The organism is Lysinibacillus sp. NPDC094403 (assembly GCF_050278745.1).
Lineage (GTDB): Bacteria > Bacillota > Bacilli > Bacillales_A > Planococcaceae > Lysinibacillus.
Genome location: NZ_JBNNTL010000003.1, coordinates 188,856 through 210,636, shown reverse-complemented (window position 1 = coordinate 210,636; position 21,781 = coordinate 188,856). Strand labels below are relative to the sequence as shown.

Sequence of the window (21,781 nt, the reverse complement as noted above, 5' to 3'; positions counted from 1 at the left end):
CAAATCAGTAAAAATTTCGTCCAATGAACCCCAGCACTTACATGATTTAAGCTACTTTGCTGTAAATAATAATTCTTTATGCCAATACATAGCATTTACTTGCTCTTTATTATAAAGAGTATTATAATCAAATTATAAGTGGGACATAATTTTAAGTGGTGGGACGAAATTTAACCCATAGCTATTAAAAAGGGAGTAGATAAATATGTTATCTGTAGCTGAGGCACAGCAAAGACTACTTCCAGAAATGTATCCGCTTCTTCAATTGAGATATCGTATTTTACAAACAGTTCAGCTCATGCAGCCTATTGGGCGTCGTACTCTTGCAGATTCACTTAAAATGACCGAACGAGAAATTCGTAAAGAAACGGACAATTTACGTGAGCAAGGGTTATTAGATTCTCAAAAATCGGGTATGGTATGTACAGATGATGGTGAAGTAGTTATTGACAAGCTACGAGCACTAGTCTATGAATGGTCTGGTCTTACACAGCTAGCTAAATTACTGGAAAACCATTTTGGCTTACAGCATGTAATTGTTGTTCCAGGTGATTACAATGAAGACGATACGATATTAACATTGCTTGGAAAAGAGGCAGCACATCAATTTATGTCGACATGCTTTGATGATCAAATTGTAGCTGTTACTGGTGGAAAGTCGGTTGCATCACTCGCACAATTTTTACACCCAACTGATACACACAACATCACATTTGTTGCTGCTCGTGGAGGTATTGGGCATGAAATGCAAATGCAAGCTAATACACTTGTCTCAACATTTGCCATGCAGATGGATGCACAGTATCGTACCTTGTTTTTACCGGAGCATTTAAGTGAGCAGGCCTATCAAGCAATGTTAACAGAGCCTATGGTAACCGAAATGATGAATTATTATGATCATGCAGATTGTGTTATTCATGGTATTGGCTCGGCAGAGGAGATGGCTGTTCGTCGTAATTCATCGCCGGGGGATTTACGGATTCTCGAAGACAAGGGTGCAGTTAGTGAAGCATTTGGCTACTATTTCAATGCAGAAGGCGAAATTGTACATCGAATTCGAACAATCGGTATTCAGTTTGAGCAGGTTCAAAGAAGTAAGCAAGTCATTGCAGTTGCTGCTGGTAAACAAAAAGTGAAGGCAATGCTTTCATACTTTAAGGTAGCACCAAAGCAAACAATTTTTATAACGGATGAGGTAGCCGCAAAAGCTATTGCTGAAGGTTTACCTTCTTTATAAATTACTATGTCACTCGTATTTCAGAGGGTTCTACAATACCCCTGAATGAGAATAAAGCCAATTGTGGATATTATAAATGTCCGAGGCAAATAAATTATTTAAACAATATTGGAGGAATTGACAATGGCATTAAAATTAGCAATTAATGGATTTGGACGTATTGGACGATTAGTATTTCGTGAAGCTATGAAGCACGATGAATTCGAAGTGGTTGCAGTAAATGACCTAACAGATGCAGGTCAGCTTGCACACTTATTAACTTATGATTCAGTACACGGTATCTACGATGCTGATGTTTATGCAGATGGCGATTCTTTCGTAGTAAATGGAAAAAAAATAAATGTTTATGCTGAAAAAGATCCTGCTAATTTACCTTGGGGTGAACTAGGTGTTGATGTAGTACTTGAATGTACAGGTAGATTCCGCTCAATGGAAGAAGTAGGCAAGCACATTCAAGCAGGTGCTAAAAAAGCAATTCTTTCTGCTCCAGCGAAGGGCGAAATGCCAACGTTTGTAATGGGTGTTAACCATGAGGATTACAACCCTGAAACAGATGATGTCATTTCAAATGCTTCTTGTACAACGAACTGTCTAGCGCCAGTTGCAAAAATACTTGATGAAAAATTTGGTATTGAACGCGGTATGATGACGACAATTCACTCTTATACAAACGATCAACGCATCCTTGACTTCCCGCACTCTGATCCACGTCGCGCACGTGCTGGTGCAGTGTCAATGATTCCAACAACAACAGGGGCAGCAGTAGCAGTTTCAAAAGTATTACCTCAATTAAAAGGTAAATTAGATGGCTTCTCTATGCGTGTACCGACACCAAACGTTTCATGTGTTGACTTAGTAGTCGAGCTAAAATCAGAAGTAACAAAAGAATCCATTAATGCTGCATTAAAAGAAGCTTCAGAAAACAAACTTAAAGGTATTTTAGGATACAACGAACTACCATTAGTTTCAATTGACTACAATGGTAACCATAACTCTTCAACTGTAGATGGTCTTTCTACAATGGTATTAGAAAATAGTATGGTGAAGGTTCTAGCATGGTATGATAACGAAATTGGTTATTCTACTCGTTTAATGGACTTAGCTTTATATATCGCAGAAAAAGGATTAAACAATAAATAAGTGTCATATTACGAAAACTAAAGTAAAAAGTGTGACATAATACTGCTTTTTGCGCACAAAAAGTATAGCCTTTATAATATCTAAAAGATATAATATACAAGGGTAATGGGAGTAAGGGAAATTTACCCTTACTCCTTTTTTATACGTAATATAAGGCAGATGCGTGAATAAATACATGCAAAAGGTGCTAACCTTATGACTGGTTATGTAATTGCAAGACATAGAACGTGACTTTTGCTACTATAAAAGCAAGTAAAAGGGTACTTCACCATAACGTGGGTTGATTTCCGTTCTGAATGAGCGCTGGATAATATTAGCTGAATAGGCTTGTTAAACAGAATCAATCCTATGTGATGATGGACCAACTATTTTTATCTAATATAGTTAAGTGAATGATGTGAGGAGCCAAGAAGGGTGAATCCAAGGAATTCACGACTAAAAACTTTGAAGGGGGTTTCTTCATGTTAAATAAGAAGACGATGAAAGATATTGATGTAAAAGGTAAGCGCGTATTTGTACGTGTTGATTTTAATGTACCGATGGCAGATGGTGCGATTACTGACGAAACACGTATTCGAGCAGCAATTCCTACAATTGAATATTTAGTGGAACAAGGTGCCAAAGTAATTTTAGCCTCTCACTTAGGACGTCCAAAGGGTGAAGTAAAAGAGGATATGCGCCTAACTGCAGTAGGTGTACGTTTAGCTGAATTAATTGGCAAGCCTGTTACAAAATTAGATGAGTCAATTGGTAAAGAGGTAGAAGAAGCTGTTGCAAACATGCAAAATGGTGACATGATTCTACTTGAAAATGTACGCTTCCACGCTGGTGAAGAGAAAAATGATCCAGCATTAGCAGAGCAATTTGCAAAATTAGCGGATGTTTATGTCAATGATGCGTTCGGTGCAGCTCACCGAGCACATGCGTCAACTGAAGGAATTGCAAAGCATGTACCAGCAGTATCTGGTTTCCTTATGCAAAAGGAATTAGATGTGCTAGGTAAAGCATTATCTAACCCAGAGCATCCATTTACAGCCATTATCGGTGGTGCCAAAGTGAAAGACAAAATTGGTGTTATCGAAAGCTTATTAGAAAAGGTAGACCATCTAATTATTGGTGGCGGTTTATCATTCACTTTCATTAAAGCGCAAGGCCATGATATCGGTAAATCTTTATTAGAAGAAGATAAAATCGACTTAGCAAAATCCTTTATTGAAAAAGCGAAAGCAAAAGGCGTGCAATTACATATGCCAATCGATGCAGTTGTCGCAAACGAATTTTCAAAAGATGCAGAAACAAAAATTGTAGATGTAGATGCTATTCCGTCTGATTGGATGGGTTTAGATATCGGTCCGAAAACAGCTGCTAAATATGCAGAAGTTATTAAAAATTCTAAATTAATCATTTGGAATGGACCGATGGGTGTCTTTGAAATGGATAAATTTGCGAATGGTACAAAAACTGTAGCTGAAGCTATGGCAACAACAGCTGGCTATACAGTAATCGGCGGCGGAGATTCTGCAGCAGCAGTAGAAAAGTTTGAAGTTGCCGATAAAATGGACCATATTTCTACAGGTGGCGGTGCATCACTTGAATTAATGGAAGGGAAAGAACTTCCTGGAATTGTGGCATTAAACGATAAATAATACATTTTGGGAGGCAAAAACGATGCGTAAACCAATTATTGCAGGTAACTGGAAAATGTATAAAACATTTGAAGAGGCTATCCAGTTTGTCGATGCGGTACAGGACAAACTTCCTTCAAATGATAAAGTAGACGCTGTTGTTTGTGCACCAGCACTTTACCTACCTACGCTTGTGCAAGTTGCTAGTGAATCTGAGCTAGCAATTGGTGCACAAACGATGCATTACGAAAACGAAGGTGCATTCACTGGGGAAATTAGTCCAGCACAGCTAGCAAGTGTGGAAGTAGACTATGTTATTTTAGGTCACTCTGAACGACGTGAATATTATAATGAAACAGATGAAGCAATTAATAAAAAGGTTGCAGCAGCACTAGCGCACAATATCGTACCTATTATTTGCTGTGGAGAAACGCTTGAGGAACGTGAAGCGGGCACTACTGAGCAAAAGGTTGCTCATCAAATTACGGCAGCACTTGCTGGATTTGAAGCACAAGAAGTGGAGCATATGGTGATCGCATATGAACCTATTTGGGCAATCGGTACAGGTAAAACAGCTACAGCAGATGATGCTAACCAAGTATGCGGCGCAATTCGTGCAGTAGTGAAGGAATTATATAATGCTGAAACGGCCGCTGCTGTACGAATTCAATATGGCGGTAGCGTAAAACCTGAGAACATTCAGGAATTATTATCAAAAGAGCATATCGATGGCGCTTTAGTCGGTGGTGCAAGTTTACAACCAGAATCATATTTAAAATTATTGGAGGCGGCAGCAAATGCCTAAAAAGCCAGTAGCATTAATTATTCTAGATGGCTTTGCATTTCGCAACGAAACTTTCGGAAATGCAGTAGCACAAGCAAATAAACCTAACTTCGATCGTTTTTGGAATGAGTTTCCACATTCAACCTTAACTGCAGCAGGTGAAGCGGTGGGTTTACCTGATGGTCAAATGGGGAACTCTGAAGTTGGACACTTAAATATCGGTGCTGGACGTATTGTTTATCAAAGCTTAACACGCTTAAACAAATCTATTCGTGAAGGAGATTTCTTTACGAATAAAGCATTTTTGGATGCAATAGCACATGTTAAGGCTCATCAATCTAAGCTTCATATTATGGGCTTACTATCAGATGGTGGCGTACATAGCCATTATGAGCATATGTTTGCACTATTAAAGCTTGCAAAACAACAAGGATTAGACAAAGTCTTTGTACATGGTTTCTTAGATGGTCGTGATGTTGGACCAAAAACAGCTTTAGACTATATTGAAGAAACTGAAAAACAAATGAAGGACATTGGTGTAGGTCAATTCGCTTCTATTCATGGTCGTTATTATGCAATGGATCGTGATAAACGTTGGGATCGTGTAACCCTTACGTACAATGTACTAGTAGATGGTGTTGGTCAAACAGCTGATAGCGCAGCAAGTGGTGTAGCTGAATCATATGAGCGTGATGTAACAGATGAGTTTGTTATTCCATTTAGCGTTCAAGAGCATGGAGAAGCAGTGGCAACAATTGACGATAATGACGCTGTTATTTTCTTCAACTTCCGCCCTGACCGTGCAATTCAGCTGTCTAAAGTGTTTACAAATAATGAATTCGATGGCTTTGCTTTATCAGCTAAACAACCAAAGAATTTAAAATTTGTGTCATTCACACACTACAGTGATGAAGTACATGCTCAGGTTGCGTATGCAAATGACAACTTAAAAAATACGATTGGTGAAGTGTTAGCTTCTAATGGCAAAACACAGCTTCGTATTGCAGAAACAGAAAAGTATCCGCATGTTACATTCTTTATGAGTGGTGGTCGTGAGGAGAAATTTGAAGGGGAAGAGCGTATTTTAATTGCATCTCCAAAGGTTGCAACATACGATTTAAAACCTGAAATGAGTGCCTATGAGGTAACAGAAGCATTGCTTGCAGAGATTGCGGCCGATAAATTTGATGGCATTATTCTTAATTTCGCTAACCCTGATATGGTTGGGCATAGTGGAATGTTAGAGCCAACGATCAAGGCCATTGAAGCAGTCGATGAATGTCTTGGTAAAGTAGTAGATGCACTCCTTGCAAAAGGTGGCGCAGCTATTATTACAGCTGACCATGGTAACTCTGATGAAGTTCTTACTTTAGAAGGGAATCCAATGACAGCTCATACAACAAATCCTGTTCCAGTAATTGTGACAAAACCAAATTTAATGTTAAGAAATGGTGGCATTTTAGCCGATTTGGCGCCAACCATGTTAGAATTATTAGAGGTGTCACAACCTTCTGAAATGACAGGTCAATCATTAATTGAAAAAGAGGAGAATTAATTATGCCATTTATTACACAAATCTATGCGCGCGAAGTTTTAGACTCACGTGGGAACCCAACAGTAGAAGTTGAAGTATTCACAGAATCAGGTGCTTTTGGACGCTCAATCGTACCATCAGGTGCATCAACAGGTGAATATGAGGCAGTAGAATTACGCGATGGTGACAAATCTCGTTACCTAGGCAAAGGTGTATTAAAAGCAGTTGAAAATGTAAACACAATTATTGCTCAAGAGCTAGAAGGTAACTACTCAGTTCTTGATCAAGTAGTCATCGACAAAGCTTTAATCGAGCTAGATGGCACTGAAAACAAAGGTAAATTAGGTGCTAACGCCATTCTAGGTGTATCAATGGCAGTTGCACATGCTGCGGCAGATTATTTAGATGTACCTCTTTATCAATATCTTGGTGGATTTAACGCAAAACAACTACCAGTACCAATGATGAACATCATAAATGGTGGTGCTCACGCTGACAACAACGTCGACATTCAAGAATTCATGGTAATGCCAGTAGGAGCAGAATCATTCCGTCATGCATTACGTATGGGTGCTGAAATCTTCCACAGCTTAAAAGCAGTACTTAAAGCTAAAGGCTATAATACAGCTGTAGGTGATGAAGGTGGTTTTGCACCAAACCTTGGTTCTAATGAAGAAGCAATTACTGTAATTTTAGAAGCAATCGAAAAAGCTGGCTATAAACCAGGTGAAGAAGTGAAACTTGCAATGGATGTTGCTTCATCTGAATTATTCAATAAAGAAGATGGCAAATATCACTTAGACGGTGAAGGTGTTGTCAAAACTTCTGAAGAAATGGTTGAATGGTACGAGGAATTAACTGCTAAATACCCAATCATCTCAATTGAAGATGGCTTAGACGAAAACGACTGGGCTGGACACAAATTATTAACAGATCGCATTGGCGCTCGCGTACAATTAGTAGGCGACGATCTATTCGTAACAAACACGAAAAAATTAGCGGCTGGTATTGAGCAAGGTGTTGGTAATGCAATCCTTATCAAAGTAAACCAAATCGGTACGTTAACAGAAACATTCGAAGCGATTGAAATGGCAAAACGCGCTGGTTACACAGCTGTTATCTCACACCGTTCTGGTGAATCTGAGGATGCAACAATTGCTGATATCGCAGTTGCTACAAACGCTGGTCAAATTAAAACAGGTGCTCCATCACGTACAGACCGCGTAGCTAAATACAACCAACTTCTTCGCATCGAAGATCAACTTGGTTCAACAGCTGAGTACCTTGGTTTAAATTCATTCTATAATTTAAAATAAGCTATTACTTAATAGCTTCACAAATATCGCCTCAAAGGTATACAAATACTTTTGAGGCGATTTTTTTTATTGCTTGGGTGGGAATTGAAGAGGGGGCAACTTTTGGCAAAGAGATCGGGTATCGCAGGAAACTGCTCAGGTAGGAGAAAAAAGTGATCGGGTATAAGGAAACTGCTTAGGATTGTTTTCGGCCTTTTTGAATGGAGAAATGTTGTTTAATAAATCGTAGATGTCAGGGAGGGTTGATATATGCGCCCTCTGTGTTCCCCCCCTGAGAGAACCGTTCAGGGAGGATATAATCTCACTATGATTTAAAGTTCAACTGGAAATTAGGTTTTAACTAGAACCATTGCCAATTAACAAAGATACAGTTACTTATTATGAATTTTTAATTTTAATAAATACACAAGATGGTCATCATCTATCATTTTCTTCACTTCATTTTCGTCCTGTAAGTCATATGTTCGCATAGAGACTCCTTTTGATTCTCTGTATACACCTAGTAAATAAGTTTCATTTAACTCTAATTTTACTGTTTCATCGCCAATTGCATAATCCCATCCACTAATGCTACCACCAGATAGAATTTTGTCGATTTTTTGAGGAGTTGCTTTAACACTTGGTCCATAAAGAAAAGCAAAAGACTCATCATTAGTATTTATTATTCCAAACCCTATATTGCCTTTCTCTACTTTGTTTGGACTTTGCCCATATGATAGTGTCGTTAATGAATTGGAATCCAATTGCCCGTCTTTGTAACTTTCCACCCAAAGATCAACCCAATTTTTATCGGCATTATTTACTTTGAAATTAAAGTCTAATACTATGCCTAAATTTAAATCTTTGAAAGTACTCACATATTTAGAATCAGTGTTAATTGAAATAGTCGCTATTTCTGTATCCTTTTGATCCGTACAACCTGAAAGCAATAACAAAAATAATGTTGATAGGATACTAAAAACAAAATATTTATTTCTCAAAAAAACACCCTCACCTTTTATGAATTTTCACTGCCTTTAAAAGACTTGCTTTATAGATTATATTCGACAAATTTTGTAAAATACCCTGTAATGCTTTTATACATTTTTAGATGAGCCAGAGAAATTGGATTTACTCTTTTCTCATTATTAGAGCTAAGCAAGTGCAGTTGTAAGTCCGTTATTATATATTTAATATTAGAAAAACATAAAATATAGGAGAAAAAAGCTTAGAAAATGGAAAATACAGTACTGAAAGGAATGTGGATACGATGAAAATTCTTGAAACAGATCGACTTACCCTACGCCTACAAACAACAGATGATGCAGATTTTATCCTTGAATTAATGAATGATCCTTCATGGCTACAGTTCATTGGTGATCGTGGTTTGAGAACAGTAGAGGATGCACGTGAGTATATAGTGAATGGACCAATTCGCATGTACGAGCAATTTGGCTTTTGTCTATATTTAGTTGAAAGAAATGAAGATCGAAGCCCGGTTGGAATTTGCGGTCTAGTTAAAAGAGACTCACTAGAAAATGTGGATATTGGCTTCGCTTTTCTACCTAAGTATTGGGGAAAAGGATACGCTTACGAAGCAGCTTCAGCGACATTGGCATATGGTGTAAATACACTAGGGCTAAATCGCATTGTGGCTATCACAACTCAAGATAATGAAGCTTCAGCAAAGCTACTAGAAAAAATAGGTTTGAAGTTTGAAAGATTAGTCCAGTTTTCCAATGATGCTGAAGAACTTAGACTTTTTTCATTCAATAGTGACTCAAAAACATTATGAAAGTAAAGGTGAGAATGTGAATATTAGAGAAGCGAATAAATTAGATTACCCAGAATTAAGAAAAATCTATCTGGAATCACGTCGTAAAAATTTCCATTGGGCGGCTTCAGAAGAAATGACTTTAAACGATTTTGATAAAGACACTATAGAAGAGCATATAATTGTAGCGGAAGAGGATAATCATCTACTTGGATTTGCTTCATTATACTTGCCAGATAACTTCATTCATAATTTATTTATTAATCCAAATTACTTTGGTAAAGGTATAGGGGGTCATTTACTAAATGCCTCCATTGAAAAGATGAATAAACCATTAAGATTAAAATGTGTATCCGAAAATCATAAAGCGTTAAAATTTTATGAGAAGAATGGTTGGAAGAAGGTAATTGAAGAAGGGGATAAGGAAAAATATTGGGTTATGATATATGAATAAAAGAACTTAGTTCCAATAAGCCTCGAAGAAATTTACAAAAAAAGAGACAGTCTTAAGTGATTAACACACTTTAGACTGTCTCTACGTTCGTTAAACGAGAACAAAGTATTTTATCCCGCATTAACTGCCCGTAAAAGCCAGATTGGTGGAACTAATAATTAGAGGAGATGAAGAAAACCTCCACTGATTAAAGTTACTCATTATTGCTGTGCCCAATATTTGTCTAGCTCTCGATCTAGATATACCCAGCCCTTCCATGCAATATGAATCGTATCCATAATGAAATAAGGATCATAGTCATGGCCTGAGAAATCAACAAATGGAACACCATTAGCAGTCAACATCTGGTTCATTTTTTCGTAATATTTTTCACGACGATCAGCAGGATATTCAGTGTAGTCATACCAATGACCATTTACTGGAATAGAAACAAATAGTGGCTTTGCACCAGCATCCTTTAAAACATCAATGACTAACTGTAAATCCGCATATTCAGGTGAAGTCGTATAATCTTCGTCTTTTCGCATTCCTTTAAACTTAGAAATTTTCGCATTCACAAGTCGCTTATAAAACTTATTTTCAATCATTAGATCATTGGATACACGTTTCTCGCCATATTTCTCGGCATTTTGCAGTTGTTGCTCAAATGTTTGATCTACAACTAGTTTGTCATTGCTTTTTAGATTATGTGGCTCTCGAGGGAATAGAGAGTAATACAAATCTTTTTTCTCTAAAAATGCCTTTTGGATATGGCCAGCCATCATTGCAAGTCGTCCAATGATTGGTTTTTCTTTACCACCAGATAATTTATATTCATAAATTGTTTTGAGCAGCTCATCGCGACTTACAGTATCGAATTCAAGAAGGCGTTTCATTCCTCGATTTCGAAGATCTTCATCAATGTCCTTATTGTATGCTAAATCATAAGCATGCAGCATCGAATAGTTAGGAGAAAAATGTAATTCATTCATTCCCTTTTTCGTAAACCATTGAGGGGAAATGATGAAGACAATTTTCTTACCCTTTAAATTCTTTTCCTGTGCAGCAAAATTTAAAAAGTGTGTAATAGACTGCATTCCACCACGCCCGACCATAAATGTCGTATACGGAGCATCTGTAGCTCGAGCATAATTATAAGGGTGGAAAGGATCAAAACGATTTAACTCGGAGGAGCCGTATAAAGGCATAGTATTAGGCTCCTGCAACATACGCTCCTGGAAATACATTCCTTGGAACACTAACGGAGACATACTAGTTTTTGCTTGCTCTACATCTTCATCTGATATCCAAGCTTTTATCCAAGAATTAGGGAAGAATAAAAAGGCAGCAAAAAGAACAAATGCAATTAGTAATGATAGAAAGCCTTTCTTAATCATTGTCTTTCAGCTAATTCCGCTGCAATACGATTTGGCGTGTTCCATTCCTCACGGTTAAAATCAGTAATTGGCACTGAGATATTAAAACGATTTTCAATTTCCACTAATAAATTAATTGTACCGAATGAATCAAGAAGCCCTTCTTCAAATAAATCGATATCTGGATTTTCTAAAATGATATCGTCCTCACATAACTCTACTAGCATTTCTAAAACTTGTTGTTTATCCATATTAAAAATCTCCTTTATTGTTTAGGCTGTGTTATTCAAAAAATATACGATTAAAGCTGTTGATTAAAATAATGTCCCTGAGAAAATATAGAAACCAAAGCAAATGGCATTAAAAGTGATAAATACGCCTATTGCATGAGTCCATTTATTTTTTGGCCAAATCTTGCGCTTTTTATTCCAGCGTTCGAATTTATCGAAGCAAATAATTAACAAGGCATGGTAGAGACCGTAGACAATATAGTGCAATTCTAATCCGTGCCAAATACCCATTAAAAAGAACAGTAAAAAGTAGCCAAGATAAGAAACTGTATATCTGTTTTTAATCCATTTTTTCTTCGTCATCCAAAGTACGAAGCGCATATAAACATAATCCCTGAACCAGAAGGAAAGACTCATATGCCAACGGTTCCAAAAGTCTTTAATATTGCGACTCGTGAATGGACGGTTAAAGTTAATTGGCGTTTGAATACCCATAATGCGGCTGACACCAACTGCAAAAGCACTATAGCCCGCAAAATCGAAAAATAAATAAAAACTATACATATACATATACGCTATTTGCCCTTGAAAAGGTGTCAAATAGTTATAAGTTTGATTTGGTAAATAAATAAGTGTGTAATTGTATATTAAATAAGCCAAAATAAATTTATATAAAAAGCCTACAAATATATAATTGATCCCACTTAACAGCAGTTTTTGATAGTCTTGACCAGACGGCACTGTGTGAAAATCTTTATCAAAGCGTCTCCAACGATCGATAGGACCTGATGATACTGTAGGGAAGAACAGTAAGAAATAGGCAAGCTCGACTGCTGAAATTTTATCCTTAATTAATCCATCTCGTGTTTCTAAAATCATTTGTACAGATTTAAAGGTAATATAGGATACCCCTAAGAATCCAAATAAATGATTAAGGCCAAGCATTGGTAGAACCTTCACAAGCACAAGTGGAAAAATGGACAGTAGCACAGCGATTATAAATACCGAGGTGCTATTCTTCTGTAAGCGATATTTTTGGTAAAGGATAATTAATAATAACTGAAATACTGTAAAGAGTATAAGAGAAATTGATCCATTTAAGGAGTTACCAAAAATAAGAGCTAACACGACAATCGAAATAAAGATATTATAGCCTTTAGCTGATTTCCCACGTAGTCCTAAAATAATTGTTGGCAGTAACAAAATACCAATGATGATGAAAAAAATTATATTTCCATAAGGCGTCATACTGTTTCCATAACCGCCAATCCTTTACGATCAACTTTACCGTTAGTATTTAAAGGTAACGTGTCAATGTATTTGAATGTTTTTGGAATCATATAAGATGGTAAATACTCCGATAACAATGCTTTAAGCTGCTTCGTCATTTTGAAGGCAGAGTCCGTCAATGGTTCTCGAAGAACAACATACGCACTTAGTGAAATAATCTCATCATCTTTTGAAACAGGTATAACAACACAGCTAGAAACATGTGGAAGATTGCCAATTTGTTTTTCAATTTCCTCAATTTCTAAACGATAACCGTGCAGTTTCACCTGAAAATCTTTTCGTCCTGAGAAGAACAGATAGCCATCTTTTTCATAACCAACGTCTCCAGTTTTATAAATACGTTGATCTCCTATTGTAGGAAACGCTTTAAGTGTTAAATCAGGCGCACCAAGGTAACCTGCACTTACAGTCGGCCCAGAAATAATAATCTCGCCATCTTCTTGCAAGGATAGATTAGGCTCAGATACAGGGGCGATTGGTAGTTGGTCAAATTGCTCCAAAAGCTCCTTTGTTACTTCCACATAAGATACGGCAACGGTTGTTTCAGTAGGACCGTATAAATTAAAAATAGATGCTTGTGGGAAGCGCTGCATTAATTCTTTAGATACGGATACTGGTAAAACCTCTCCGCAGAATAAAAACGTGTTTAAAGAAGGCATTAACTCCTGATCCCATTCCTTGTTCATCAAACATATCTTCGCAAAGGAAGGTGTGGAAGTCCAAACGCGAATGCCAGATGAAGCTAATGACTCAAATAACGCTTTTGGATTAGCAATTTGCTCTTTCGTAATAGCATAAAGTGTTTGCCCACTAACTAGTGCAGGATATAAATCCATCACAGATAAATCAAAGGAATAAGGCGCTTGATTTAAAAACACACCAGATTCTTGTAAAGGGAAATACTCATGCATCCAAGCAACAAAATGTGCTAAATTATCAGCTGTAATTTGGACACCTTTTGGCTTACCAGTAGAACCAGATGTGTAAATAATATAATGAATTTCTTCATCCTTAACCCAAGTTGAAGGCTCTGTCGAAACGCTAGCTGTTTGTGCCACAATATCACTTACTTCTACTACTGGGACTGATTGGTTCGAGCTTAATGTTTCCGTCTTTAGTAACAAACAAGCCTGAGAAGCTTCTACAATAATCTGTAACCTTTCAGACGGTGTAGAAGAGTCAACCGGTACATACGGATGACCTGCCTTTACAGCACCTAAAAAGGCAACGATTTGTAAAGGTGACATATGCCCGTAGACGACGATAGGTTGTTGTCTTTTTAAATCAAGAGCCATTAAATATTGTGCTACACAATCAGAAAGATGCCAAAGCTCACCATACGTTAAGGAATCACTATTAGTTTGATATGCAGTTCGATCTGGATGTTGTTGTGCCACTTTGTGAATAGCCTCTAAAATACTTAACATAATTTATATCTCCTTTTCTTAAAATTCCGTATATATAAATGGTCCTGCATTCATATCATGGAAACCATGAATAAGAAACAAGAGCACCAAAATGATGAAATAAAATAACGTAAAGCCTATAAAACGTAAAAGCTCATTATTTTTAATGGATTGCATATATCCACCTCCAATTAAAAATGAAAAATGAATTATAACTTTGTAAATATACTAAATAAATAGATATTTTTTCAAGTTATTTCTAATTATTATTTAACATTAATTTAATTTTTAACACTGATTTGACGGATTGTAGAGAAAAATGTTGCTCAATTTCTATATATTCATGAAATCATAAGATAAAATTAAGATTAAATTAAGGTTTTAGAAAACGTGACTAGAAATGAAGAGAAAAAATGGATTCTTAACAATTCTTAGTTTCATCTCAAATTGATTAAGAACCATCTTTATTATCGCCGTTTTTTAGCTCCATGTGTACTTAAAAAATCCTTAAATCTTGTTAAAGAACATTCGAGACCATTTATGCTACAAACGATTTTCATTCGTTATATTAAGCATAATAAATGAAAGTAAAATCAAAGTAAATTCAATGGAAAATGTCAGTATTTTTTGATAAGAAGATATGATGAGATGCACAGGGGATAAACAGTATGGAAGAAAAAAATATTAAGCAAATGATGAAATCGATAATCTTTTGAGGACTATTGCAAATACATACCATAAAGTTAATCATCTCAACTTATGATAACACCTTTATTTATATCCCGCTTTAACGGGGAGTAAGTACCGCGAAAGCGAAGCGTTAGGTAAAAGAAGAATTCTATTTAATAAATACAGCAATAGCTAAAAGTAAGGTGGGAGATTAACTGCCCGTAAAAGCCCTATTGGTGAAGACTAATAATCAGAGGGAATGAAGAATATCCCCGCTGATTATTAGTCTTCACTTATTTGAGAACTTTTAAAACTTTTTTTGACATGTAAAAATCAGTGCCGTTGTAGACGTTGATTGTGTCAAATGTATACGTTTTTGCTGTCTTGTCCTTTTCGTATATTAAAATGTTCTTATTAACTGGGATTGTAACAGTTACATCATTTTTTTGTGCAATAAATGTAGGGTTTTCTTTATCAGTTAAATCAATTTTTGATGCATAGCCTTTTTCTGTGAATGCTTTTGTAGCGGGTATATATAAATCATCGGTAAGCTTATTTAAATCGAAGCCCATAAAATTTGCCATCGCCTGTGCTAAATCTGTGTTTTCTACAAGTCCTGTAATTTTAGATGGTCCGAATGAGTATAAGTATACATCCTCACCAGTATGCCCACCGGTTGTGTAGCCAATATTGGCACGATTGGCAAGCATTTTTACCATTACTTTGCCCATGTCTTTAGCAGATGTTAATGTAGCAAGCTCATCTTTAGAAAGATCATCTAATCCATAAAGTGCGGCAACTTCAACAATATTTGATTTATCTTCGTTTAATTGGCTTAGCGCACCTTCAATTGTCATTTTAGCTTTCTTTAGAGGAGCGATAAAGGCAGATACAGGTGTGGTGGAATAAGTACTTGTCGTGTTGGCATTCCCCATTGTAATACCACTATTGCCGTGGTCTGTAACAGCAATGACCATTGTATTTCCATCTTCTTTTGCAAAATCAACGGCTTCTTTGACTGCACTATCAAACGATAAAATATCGCTAATAATGCCAATTGTGTCATTAGCGTGAGCCGCCCAGTCCACCTTACTGCCTTCTATAAATAAGAAGAAGCCGTTCTCATTCTTTTTAAGGGTATCAATTGCTTTATGTGTCATCTCAGCGAGAGTTGGCTCGGATGCTCTTGTTGCAGCACGATCTAAATCGTACGCAAGGGCACTTGGAGCAAAGCCTCCCCAAATTTTTGATTTTTTACTATTTAAAAGCTCATCTCGTGTTTTAACGATGTCATAATTTTCTTCTTTAAGGACATCCACTAAATTTTCGCCATCTTGACGAGCATTTATAGCTGTGCCTGGCGCCAGAGAGTCAAAGCCGCCACCTAACACAACGTCAATGTTTTGATAAACTTGCTGCTCAGAGATGTCATCATATTGACTTCTATGCTTCACATGTGCAGAAAAGCCAGCTGGTGTAGCATGCTGAATTTCGGAAGTAGCAATCAATCCAGTTGCCTTGCCCTGTTGTTTTGCCCCTTCTAAAACATTGGCTACAGGTCTATAAGCATCCTCTTTAGCAATTTGTGCTAAGCCCGGTGAATTAATAACTGCTGGTAGTACACCGATAAATTTAGCATTTGATTTATGCCCAGTGGCTAATGCAGTAGCGGCTGGAGCTGAGTCTGTAATGGCTGATTCGGCAGAGTACGTACGCACTGCCCCTGATAAAATTTCATCCATTGCTAGATTCTCACCTTTATACCACCGAGAAAGGGTAACAGCATTATTACTACTGCCGTCCATCACGAGCATAATCACATTTGTTGGCTTCTTGACTTGAGCTGCTTGTACTTGCGGTTGAGCGATACTAATCGACGATAAAGCAATAGCGCTTGCAAACAACAATGAACTCCATTTTTTTGAGTATTTCATGATTTTTCTCCTTTGGATGAATTCAAGTAAGTGTAAAGGAAGGTTGTACAGCAGGATGAATTAATTATTAAAGGGGATATTGTTAAAGATAAGTCCTATCATCAAAGCGTGTGGTTGATTTCCGTTCCGACTGAGCACTTTCTTGGGGGCGTCAGAGCAACAATAACGTTTCCAACAGTATCTGCGTCCACATTGCTGGTAGCAACAGAATATATGATCTTCACTTAGTTTCTCGTCATTCACAAAATATATGCGTAAAACTAACCGATGAGGGAATAAGGTAATTAATTATTATCAGTTTGTCAAAGGAACCTTTTTTTGTTATAATGTGATGTGTTGTGATGTTCAAAGTTCGGGAGGTGCAGTGGATGCATACAGTAGTATTAGTTTCATTAGTTATCGTATCAATAGCGTTGATCGTTGTAGTATTACTTCAATCTAGTAAAAGTGCAGGCTTGTCAGGTGCCATCTCGGGTGGAGCTGAACAACTATTTGGAAAGCAAAAAGCACGTGGTATGGATCTAATCCTTCACCGTGCAACAATTGTGTTAGCAATATTATTCTTTATTTTAGCACTCGCTATTACAAAAATCTAATAGTTGAAGATATATCGCCTAACCTTACTGGTTGGGCGTTTTCTTTTATGGTTACATAGTTGGCTCTGTAAAGTGATACCCGCGCGGAGCAGGAAAATACCCGCGGAATCAAGGCGAATACCCGCGGAAGCAAGACGAATACCCGCGCGAAGCAAGGAAATACCCGCGAATCGCAAAATCACGGATGGAAAAGCTAAAATGATGGATAGAATCTTCAAAACCGTGGATAGAAACCCCGAAGTCGTGGATAGAATCCCCAAAATCGTGGATTGAAGAGCCAAAATGATGGATAGAATTCTCAAAATGCCAGAAAGACCATCAAAATGCTGAAAAAACCCATCAAATTATCCAATAAAACCTCATAAAAAAGTAACAATCGCAGAAGCTTTTGAAGAAGCTTTAGTATGGCTATAATGGTTATAGTACATATTTGGATGAAGGAGAGCTCGCAATGAAAAAATCGTTATCACAGCCTTTTTTCTTTCAAGCAGGACCTAGAGCAGTTTTATTATTGCATGGGTTTACGGGAAGTTCGGCGGATGTGCGAATGCTTGGTAGATATTTAGAGAAAAAAGGGTATACTACATTAGCACCTCATTATAAAGGTCACGGTGTGGAACCTGAGGAACTCATTACAACTGGTCCTGCTGATTGGTGGCAGGATGTCGTAGCTGCGTATAAACAGCTGCAGGATGCGGGCTATCAGGAAATAGCTGTTGCTGGCTTGTCATTGGGTGGTGTTATGGCTTTAAACGTTGCACTGAATAACCCGGTGAAAGGTATTGTGACAATGTGTTCCCCGATGACGATGCGTACAACGGATGTTATGTTTCAAGGTGTACTGAAATATGCGAGGGACTATAAAAAGTTCCAAGGTAAAGACGAGGATCAAATCGAAGCTGAGGTTGCGTTAATTGCTGAAAAGGGCATGCCATCTCTACAAGAGTTGCGAGAATTCATTGCTCGGACACGTCAGGAAATTGACATGATTTATGCACCAATTTTTGTCGTACAGGCGACAAATGATGAGGTAATTGAGACAGAATCTGCCAACATTATATATAATCAAACTGAGTCACTTGAAAAACAGATCAAGTGGTATGAAAACTCAAAACATGTTATTACGTTAGATCAAGAAAAAGATCAGCTACATGAAGATATTTATCGCTTTTTAGAAAGCCTAAATTGGGCACAATAAAACATATTAGGATTTTCTCATGAAGGAGGGAAATTATGAAAGACCAAAAAGATACACTACAAAGTCGTTTACTCGATTTTTTCGGTGAAGAAGAATATAAACCATTAACCGTTGGTGAAATCGAAGACTTATTTGGCTTTGAAGATGCTGACGAATTTAAAGAGCTAGTAAAAACGTTAGTGCGTATGGAGGGGCAAGGCTTAGTTGTGCGTTCTCGCTCCAATCGTTATGGCCTACCAGAGCGCATGAATTTACTTCGAGGTAAATTTATCGGACACGCGAAAGGCTTTGGCTTTGTGACACCTGATATTGAGGGGATGGATGATGTCTTCATTCCACCGCATGAAATAAATGGTGCGATTAACGGCGATATCGTTTTGATACGTGTTTTAAAGGAATCATTCGGTGATCGCCGTGAAGGAACAGTGACAAAGGTAGTAGAGCGTGGACAAACGAGCTTTGTTGGGACGTTCCAAGCAAATCGAGGCTTCGGCTTTGTTGTTTTAGATGACAAAAAACTACCGATGGACATTTTCATTGCTAAGGGCGATACGTTAGGAGCTGTCGATGGACACAAGGTTGTCGTTGAAGTAGCAACTTGGCCAGAAGATTTAAAATCAGCAACAGGCTATATCACAAAAATTTTAGGGCACAAAAATGACCCAGGTGTGGACATTCTATCTATTTTATATAAGCATGACATTCCACCTGAATTCCCAGAAGAAGTGGTTGCTGCTGCGCAACGAGTGCCGGATGAAATTACAGAGGCAGATTTAGAAGGTCGCCGTGATTTACGCCACGAAACGATTGTGACAATCGATGGAGCTGACGCGAAGGACTTGGATGATGCTGTAACCGTAACGAAAAATGTAGACGGTACTTTTAAACTTGGCGTACATATTGCAGATGTTAGTTATTATGTAACACAAGGCTCTGTAATAGATATTGAAGCTTATGATCGTGCGACGAGTGTATATTTAACAGACCGCGTTATTCCGATGATTCCTCATCGATTATCGAATGGTATCTGTTCCTTAAATCCACAGGTTGACCGATTAGTACTGTCTTGTGAAATGATTATTGATGCAAATGGTAATGTGATTTCACATGAAATTTTCCAAAGTGTCATTAAAACAACTGAGCGTATGACATATAGAGACGTTTACAAAATTTTAGAGGAACAAGACGCAGAGCTAATTGCCCGCTACGAGCCACTAGTGCCAATGTTTAAACATATGGCTGAGCTTTCTAACATTTTACGTACCAAACGTGAAATGCGTGGTGCAATTGACTTTGACTTTAAAGAATCTAAAGTAATCGTGGACGAAGATGGCTGGCCAGTAGATATTGAATTACGCGAACGTACAGTAGCTGAGAAATTAATTGAAGATTTCATGCTAGCTGCCAATGAAACAGTAGCAGAGCACTTCCACTGGATGAATGTACCGTTCCTTTACCGTATTCACGAAGATCCAAAGCCAGAAAAGCTGCAACGCTTCTTTGAATTTGTCACGAATTTCGGTATTTTAATCAAAGGTACAGGAAACACAGTGCACCCTAAAGCGCTACAGGATGTAATAAAGGCCATTGAAGGCATGCCAGAGGAGCCTGTTATTTCGACGATGCTTCTACGCTCAATGCAGCAGGCAAAATATTACCCTGAAAGCATAGGTCACTTTGGTTTATCAACTGATTTCTATACACACTTTACGTCACCAATTCGACGTTATCCGGACTTAATCGTCCATCGTTTAATTCGTACGTATTTAATTAATAAAGATACATCAAAAGAAACCATTGCACAGTGGAGTATGGCGATGGATGAAATCGCTGACCATACGTCAGAACGTGAACGCCGTGCAGTCGATGCAGAGCGTGACACGGACGCACTGAAAAAAGCACAATATATGTCCGATAAAATTGGCGAAGAGTTTGAAGGTATCGTCTCATCTATTACAAACTTCGGGATTTTCGTGGAGCTACCAAACACGATTGAAGGACTTGTCCATATTAGCAATATGACAGATGACTACTACCGCTTCGATGATCGTCAAATGATCATGATTGGTGAACGTACAAATCGTCAATTCCGTATTGGTGATGAAGTTACAGTTCGTGTAGCAAATGTTATTATTGAGGAGTCATCAATTGACTTTGAAATCGTCGGAATGGTAACGTCTTATGGACGAACTCGAAAAGCAGCACCTACTGTTATTCACGCACGCAAAAACTATAGCGACAACAAAGATGGTCGTAATGGCCGCAAAGGTGGTCGCAACGAGGAAGCGCGAGGCGGACGTGGTAGTCGCGGTGGTCGCAACGAAGAAGAGCGAGGCGGACGTGGCAGTCGCAGTGGTCGCAACGAAGAAGAACGAGGCGGACGTGGCAGTCGTAGAGGTCGCGATGAAGAAGGACGAGGCGGACAAGGAGAGCGACGTGAAAACGACCGTGATCCACGAGGACGCCGCAAAGATGGCTCAAGCCCAGGCCCTAAAAAAGGCGTGAAGCAAAAGCAAAAGTTCTACGAGGGCGTCGCTAAGAAAAACAAAAAGAAAAAATCAAAACGTAAATAAAGTAAAAGTATAGGCGAAGGCACCATTAGCGCTTTAAGCAATTTGAAGCGGGTGCTTTCACTTTATCAATAAAAGCAGGTTGACCCTGCTTATCCTTTAAGTAGAGGGTGAATAATATGGCAAAAGGTACTGGTAAAGTATTAGCACAAAACAAAAAAGCCGGGCACGACTACTTCATCGAAGAAACAATCGAAGCGGGTATGGTGCTAACAGGCACAGAAATTAAATCCATCCGTGCAGGAAGGGTTCAACTAAAAGAATCCTATGTACAAATCCGAAGCGGTGAAGCATGGATCAACAATATGCATGTCAGCTCATTCGAACAAGGCAACCGCTTTAACCATGACCCACTGCGCGCCCGCAAGCTACTGCTTCATAAAAAGCAAATCGGCGAGCTAGTCGGTGCCGTAAAACGTGACGGCTACACAATCGTCCCATTAAAAATGTACATTAAAGACGGCTACGCCAAGCTCCTAATCGGCGTCGGCAAAGGGAAAAAAGATTACGACAAACGTAACGATATGCGTAAAAAAGAAGCAAAACGCGACATGGAACGCGCCTTCAAAGCAAAAAATCAAGATTAATAGATTGTTAGAAAGCTCACTATTTATGGATGGTGAGCTTTTTGTCTTTGAACGGATGGAATTCTCAGGGGAAGTTCTAAAGGACGCTGATTTTAATAAGGAG

At 38.0% G+C, this 21,781-nt stretch carries 19 protein-coding genes; 12 read left to right on the top strand and 7 right to left on the bottom strand.

What is annotated here, in order from left to right:
• The first annotated feature begins 205 nt into the window (after positions 1-205).
• The 6 genes from ACQKMV_RS08090 to eno all read left to right on the top strand — a co-directional run bounded on the left by ACQKMV_RS08090 (position 206) and on the right by eno (position 7,636).
• The gene (locus ACQKMV_RS08090; protein WP_427503303.1) at positions 206-1,237 is read left to right on the top strand and encodes a sugar-binding transcriptional regulator; all 1,032 of its coding nucleotides are present in this window, start codon (positions 206-208) and stop codon (positions 1,235-1,237) included.
• 123 nt (positions 1,238-1,360) lie between these two features.
• Positions 1,361-2,377, top strand: coding sequence for a type I glyceraldehyde-3-phosphate dehydrogenase (gene gap, locus ACQKMV_RS08085; protein WP_427503302.1), 1,017 nt, complete (start codon positions 1,361-1,363; stop codon positions 2,375-2,377).
• Positions 2,378-2,838: 461 nt separating this feature from the next.
• A complete protein-coding gene (locus tag ACQKMV_RS08080; RefSeq protein ID WP_427503301.1) occupies positions 2,839-4,023 on the top strand; it encodes a phosphoglycerate kinase in 1,185 nt (394 codons plus the stop codon).
• Between the two features lie 22 nt (positions 4,024-4,045).
• On the top strand, positions 4,046-4,807 hold the full coding sequence (gene tpiA, locus ACQKMV_RS08075; RefSeq protein WP_427503300.1) for a triose-phosphate isomerase: 762 nt from the start codon (positions 4,046-4,048) through the stop codon (positions 4,805-4,807).
• A complete protein-coding gene (gpmI, locus tag ACQKMV_RS08070) occupies positions 4,800-6,341 on the top strand; it encodes a 2,3-bisphosphoglycerate-independent phosphoglycerate mutase (protein ID WP_427503299.1) in 1,542 nt (513 codons plus the stop codon). The genes tpiA and gpmI overlap by 8 nt, the downstream gene beginning before the upstream one ends.
• 2 nt (positions 6,342-6,343) lie before the next feature.
• Entirely contained in the window at positions 6,344-7,636 is a 1,293-nt protein-coding gene (gene eno / locus ACQKMV_RS08065) for a phosphopyruvate hydratase (RefSeq protein WP_427425895.1), read from the top strand.
• 371 nt (positions 7,637-8,007) lie between these two features.
• On the opposite strand, the gene ACQKMV_RS08060 is transcribed toward eno, so the two are convergent.
• Positions 8,008-8,616 (bottom strand): hypothetical protein, encoded by a 609-nt coding sequence (locus tag ACQKMV_RS08060; RefSeq protein WP_427503298.1) that lies wholly within the window; start codon positions 8,614-8,616, stop codon positions 8,008-8,010.
• A 269-nt stretch (positions 8,617-8,885) separates the two neighbouring features.
• On the opposite strand from ACQKMV_RS08060, the gene ACQKMV_RS08055 reads away from it, so the two are divergent.
• Together ACQKMV_RS08055 and ACQKMV_RS08050 are read left to right on the top strand one after the other, a co-directional pair.
• Complete coding sequence (locus tag ACQKMV_RS08055) at positions 8,886-9,410, top strand: GNAT family N-acetyltransferase (protein WP_427503297.1); 525 nt, start codon at positions 8,886-8,888, stop codon at positions 9,408-9,410.
• Positions 9,411-9,426: 16 nt separating this feature from the next.
• Positions 9,427-9,843, top strand: coding sequence for an N-acetyltransferase family protein (locus ACQKMV_RS08050; protein ID WP_427503296.1), 417 nt, complete (start codon positions 9,427-9,429; stop codon positions 9,841-9,843).
• Between the two features lie 200 nt (positions 9,844-10,043).
• Here ACQKMV_RS08050 and dltD read toward each other — a convergent pair whose 3' ends face one another.
• The 6 genes from dltD to ACQKMV_RS08020 all read right to left on the bottom strand — a co-directional run bounded on the left by dltD (position 10,044) and on the right by ACQKMV_RS08020 (position 16,727).
• Positions 10,044-11,219, bottom strand: coding sequence for a D-alanyl-lipoteichoic acid biosynthesis protein DltD (dltD, locus tag ACQKMV_RS08045; protein WP_427503295.1), 1,176 nt, complete (start codon positions 11,217-11,219; stop codon positions 10,044-10,046).
• Entirely contained in the window at positions 11,216-11,449 is a 234-nt protein-coding gene (gene dltC / locus ACQKMV_RS08040; protein WP_134026129.1) for a D-alanine--poly(phosphoribitol) ligase subunit 2, read from the bottom strand. The genes dltD and dltC overlap by 4 nt, the downstream gene beginning before the upstream one ends.
• A 63-nt stretch (positions 11,450-11,512) precedes the next feature.
• Positions 11,513-12,676, bottom strand: coding sequence for a D-alanyl-lipoteichoic acid biosynthesis protein DltB (gene dltB / locus ACQKMV_RS08035; RefSeq protein WP_427503294.1), 1,164 nt, complete (start codon positions 12,674-12,676; stop codon positions 11,513-11,515).
• Complete coding sequence (gene dltA / locus ACQKMV_RS08030) at positions 12,673-14,145, bottom strand: D-alanine--poly(phosphoribitol) ligase subunit DltA (protein WP_427503293.1); 1,473 nt, start codon at positions 14,143-14,145, stop codon at positions 12,673-12,675. Before dltA ends, dltB begins: the two co-directional genes overlap by 4 nt.
• Before the next feature lie 18 nt (positions 14,146-14,163).
• Positions 14,164-14,301 (bottom strand): teichoic acid D-Ala incorporation-associated protein DltX, encoded by a 138-nt coding sequence (locus tag ACQKMV_RS08025; RefSeq protein WP_370042601.1) that lies wholly within the window; start codon positions 14,299-14,301, stop codon positions 14,164-14,166.
• Between the two features lie 785 nt (positions 14,302-15,086).
• Positions 15,087-16,727, bottom strand: a complete 1,641-nt coding sequence (locus ACQKMV_RS08020; RefSeq protein WP_427503292.1) for an alkaline phosphatase — start codon at positions 16,725-16,727, stop codon at positions 15,087-15,089.
• 368 nt (positions 16,728-17,095) lie between these two features.
• Here ACQKMV_RS08020 and secG point away from each other — a divergent pair, with 368 nt between their 5' ends.
• From secG to smpB, 4 genes are all read left to right on the top strand, one after another.
• Positions 17,096-17,323, top strand: a complete 228-nt coding sequence (secG, locus tag ACQKMV_RS08015; protein WP_370042596.1) for a preprotein translocase subunit SecG — start codon at positions 17,096-17,098, stop codon at positions 17,321-17,323.
• A gap of 451 nt (positions 17,324-17,774) precedes the next feature.
• Positions 17,775-18,521 carry an alpha/beta hydrolase gene (locus ACQKMV_RS08010; protein WP_427503291.1) on the top strand — a complete coding sequence of 249 codons (747 nt, stop codon included), beginning with the start codon at positions 17,775-17,777 and terminating at the stop codon, positions 18,519-18,521.
• A 35-nt stretch (positions 18,522-18,556) separates the two neighbouring features.
• Positions 18,557-21,094 carry a ribonuclease R gene (gene rnr, locus ACQKMV_RS08005; RefSeq protein WP_427503290.1) on the top strand — a complete coding sequence of 846 codons (2,538 nt, stop codon included), beginning with the start codon at positions 18,557-18,559 and terminating at the stop codon, positions 21,092-21,094.
• Between the two features lie 116 nt (positions 21,095-21,210).
• Positions 21,211-21,678, top strand: a complete 468-nt coding sequence (gene smpB, locus ACQKMV_RS08000) for an SsrA-binding protein SmpB (RefSeq protein WP_049669013.1) — start codon at positions 21,211-21,213, stop codon at positions 21,676-21,678.
• Positions 21,679-21,781: the final 103 nt, after the last annotated feature.

Excerpts from the sequence above, each read along its gene's own strand:
- ACQKMV_RS08090 (WP_427503303.1), top strand. The coding sequence starts at position 206 with ATGTTATCTGTAGCTGAGGCACAGCAAAGACTACTTCCAGAAATGTAT.
- gap (WP_427503302.1), top strand. The coding sequence starts at position 1,361 with ATGGCATTAAAATTAGCAATTAATGGATTTGGACGTATTGGACGATTA.
- ACQKMV_RS08080 (WP_427503301.1), top strand. The coding sequence starts at position 2,839 with ATGTTAAATAAGAAGACGATGAAAGATATTGATGTAAAAGGTAAGCGC.
- tpiA (WP_427503300.1), top strand. The coding sequence starts at position 4,046 with ATGCGTAAACCAATTATTGCAGGTAACTGGAAAATGTATAAAACATTT.
- gpmI (WP_427503299.1), top strand. The coding sequence starts at position 4,800 with ATGCCTAAAAAGCCAGTAGCATTAATTATTCTAGATGGCTTTGCATTT.
- eno (WP_427425895.1), top strand. The coding sequence starts at position 6,344 with ATGCCATTTATTACACAAATCTATGCGCGCGAAGTTTTAGACTCACGT.
- ACQKMV_RS08055 (WP_427503297.1), top strand. The coding sequence starts at position 8,886 with ATGAAAATTCTTGAAACAGATCGACTTACCCTACGCCTACAAACAACA.
- dltD (WP_427503295.1), bottom strand. The coding sequence starts at position 11,219 with ATGATTAAGAAAGGCTTTCTATCATTACTAATTGCATTTGTTCTTTTT.
- dltC (WP_134026129.1), bottom strand. The coding sequence starts at position 11,449 with ATGGATAAACAACAAGTTTTAGAAATGCTAGTAGAGTTATGTGAGGAC.
- dltB (WP_427503294.1), bottom strand. The coding sequence starts at position 12,676 with ATGACGCCTTATGGAAATATAATTTTTTTCATCATCATTGGTATTTTG.
- dltA (WP_427503293.1), bottom strand. The coding sequence starts at position 14,145 with ATGTTAAGTATTTTAGAGGCTATTCACAAAGTGGCACAACAACATCCA.
- ACQKMV_RS08025 (WP_370042601.1), bottom strand. The coding sequence starts at position 14,301 with ATGCAATCCATTAAAAATAATGAGCTTTTACGTTTTATAGGCTTTACG.
- ACQKMV_RS08020 (WP_427503292.1), bottom strand. The coding sequence starts at position 16,727 with ATGAAATACTCAAAAAAATGGAGTTCATTGTTGTTTGCAAGCGCTATT.
- secG (WP_370042596.1), top strand. The coding sequence starts at position 17,096 with ATGCATACAGTAGTATTAGTTTCATTAGTTATCGTATCAATAGCGTTG.
- ACQKMV_RS08010 (WP_427503291.1), top strand. The coding sequence starts at position 17,775 with ATGAAAAAATCGTTATCACAGCCTTTTTTCTTTCAAGCAGGACCTAGA.
- rnr (WP_427503290.1), top strand. The coding sequence starts at position 18,557 with ATGAAAGACCAAAAAGATACACTACAAAGTCGTTTACTCGATTTTTTC.
- smpB (WP_049669013.1), top strand. The coding sequence starts at position 21,211 with ATGGCAAAAGGTACTGGTAAAGTATTAGCACAAAACAAAAAAGCCGGG.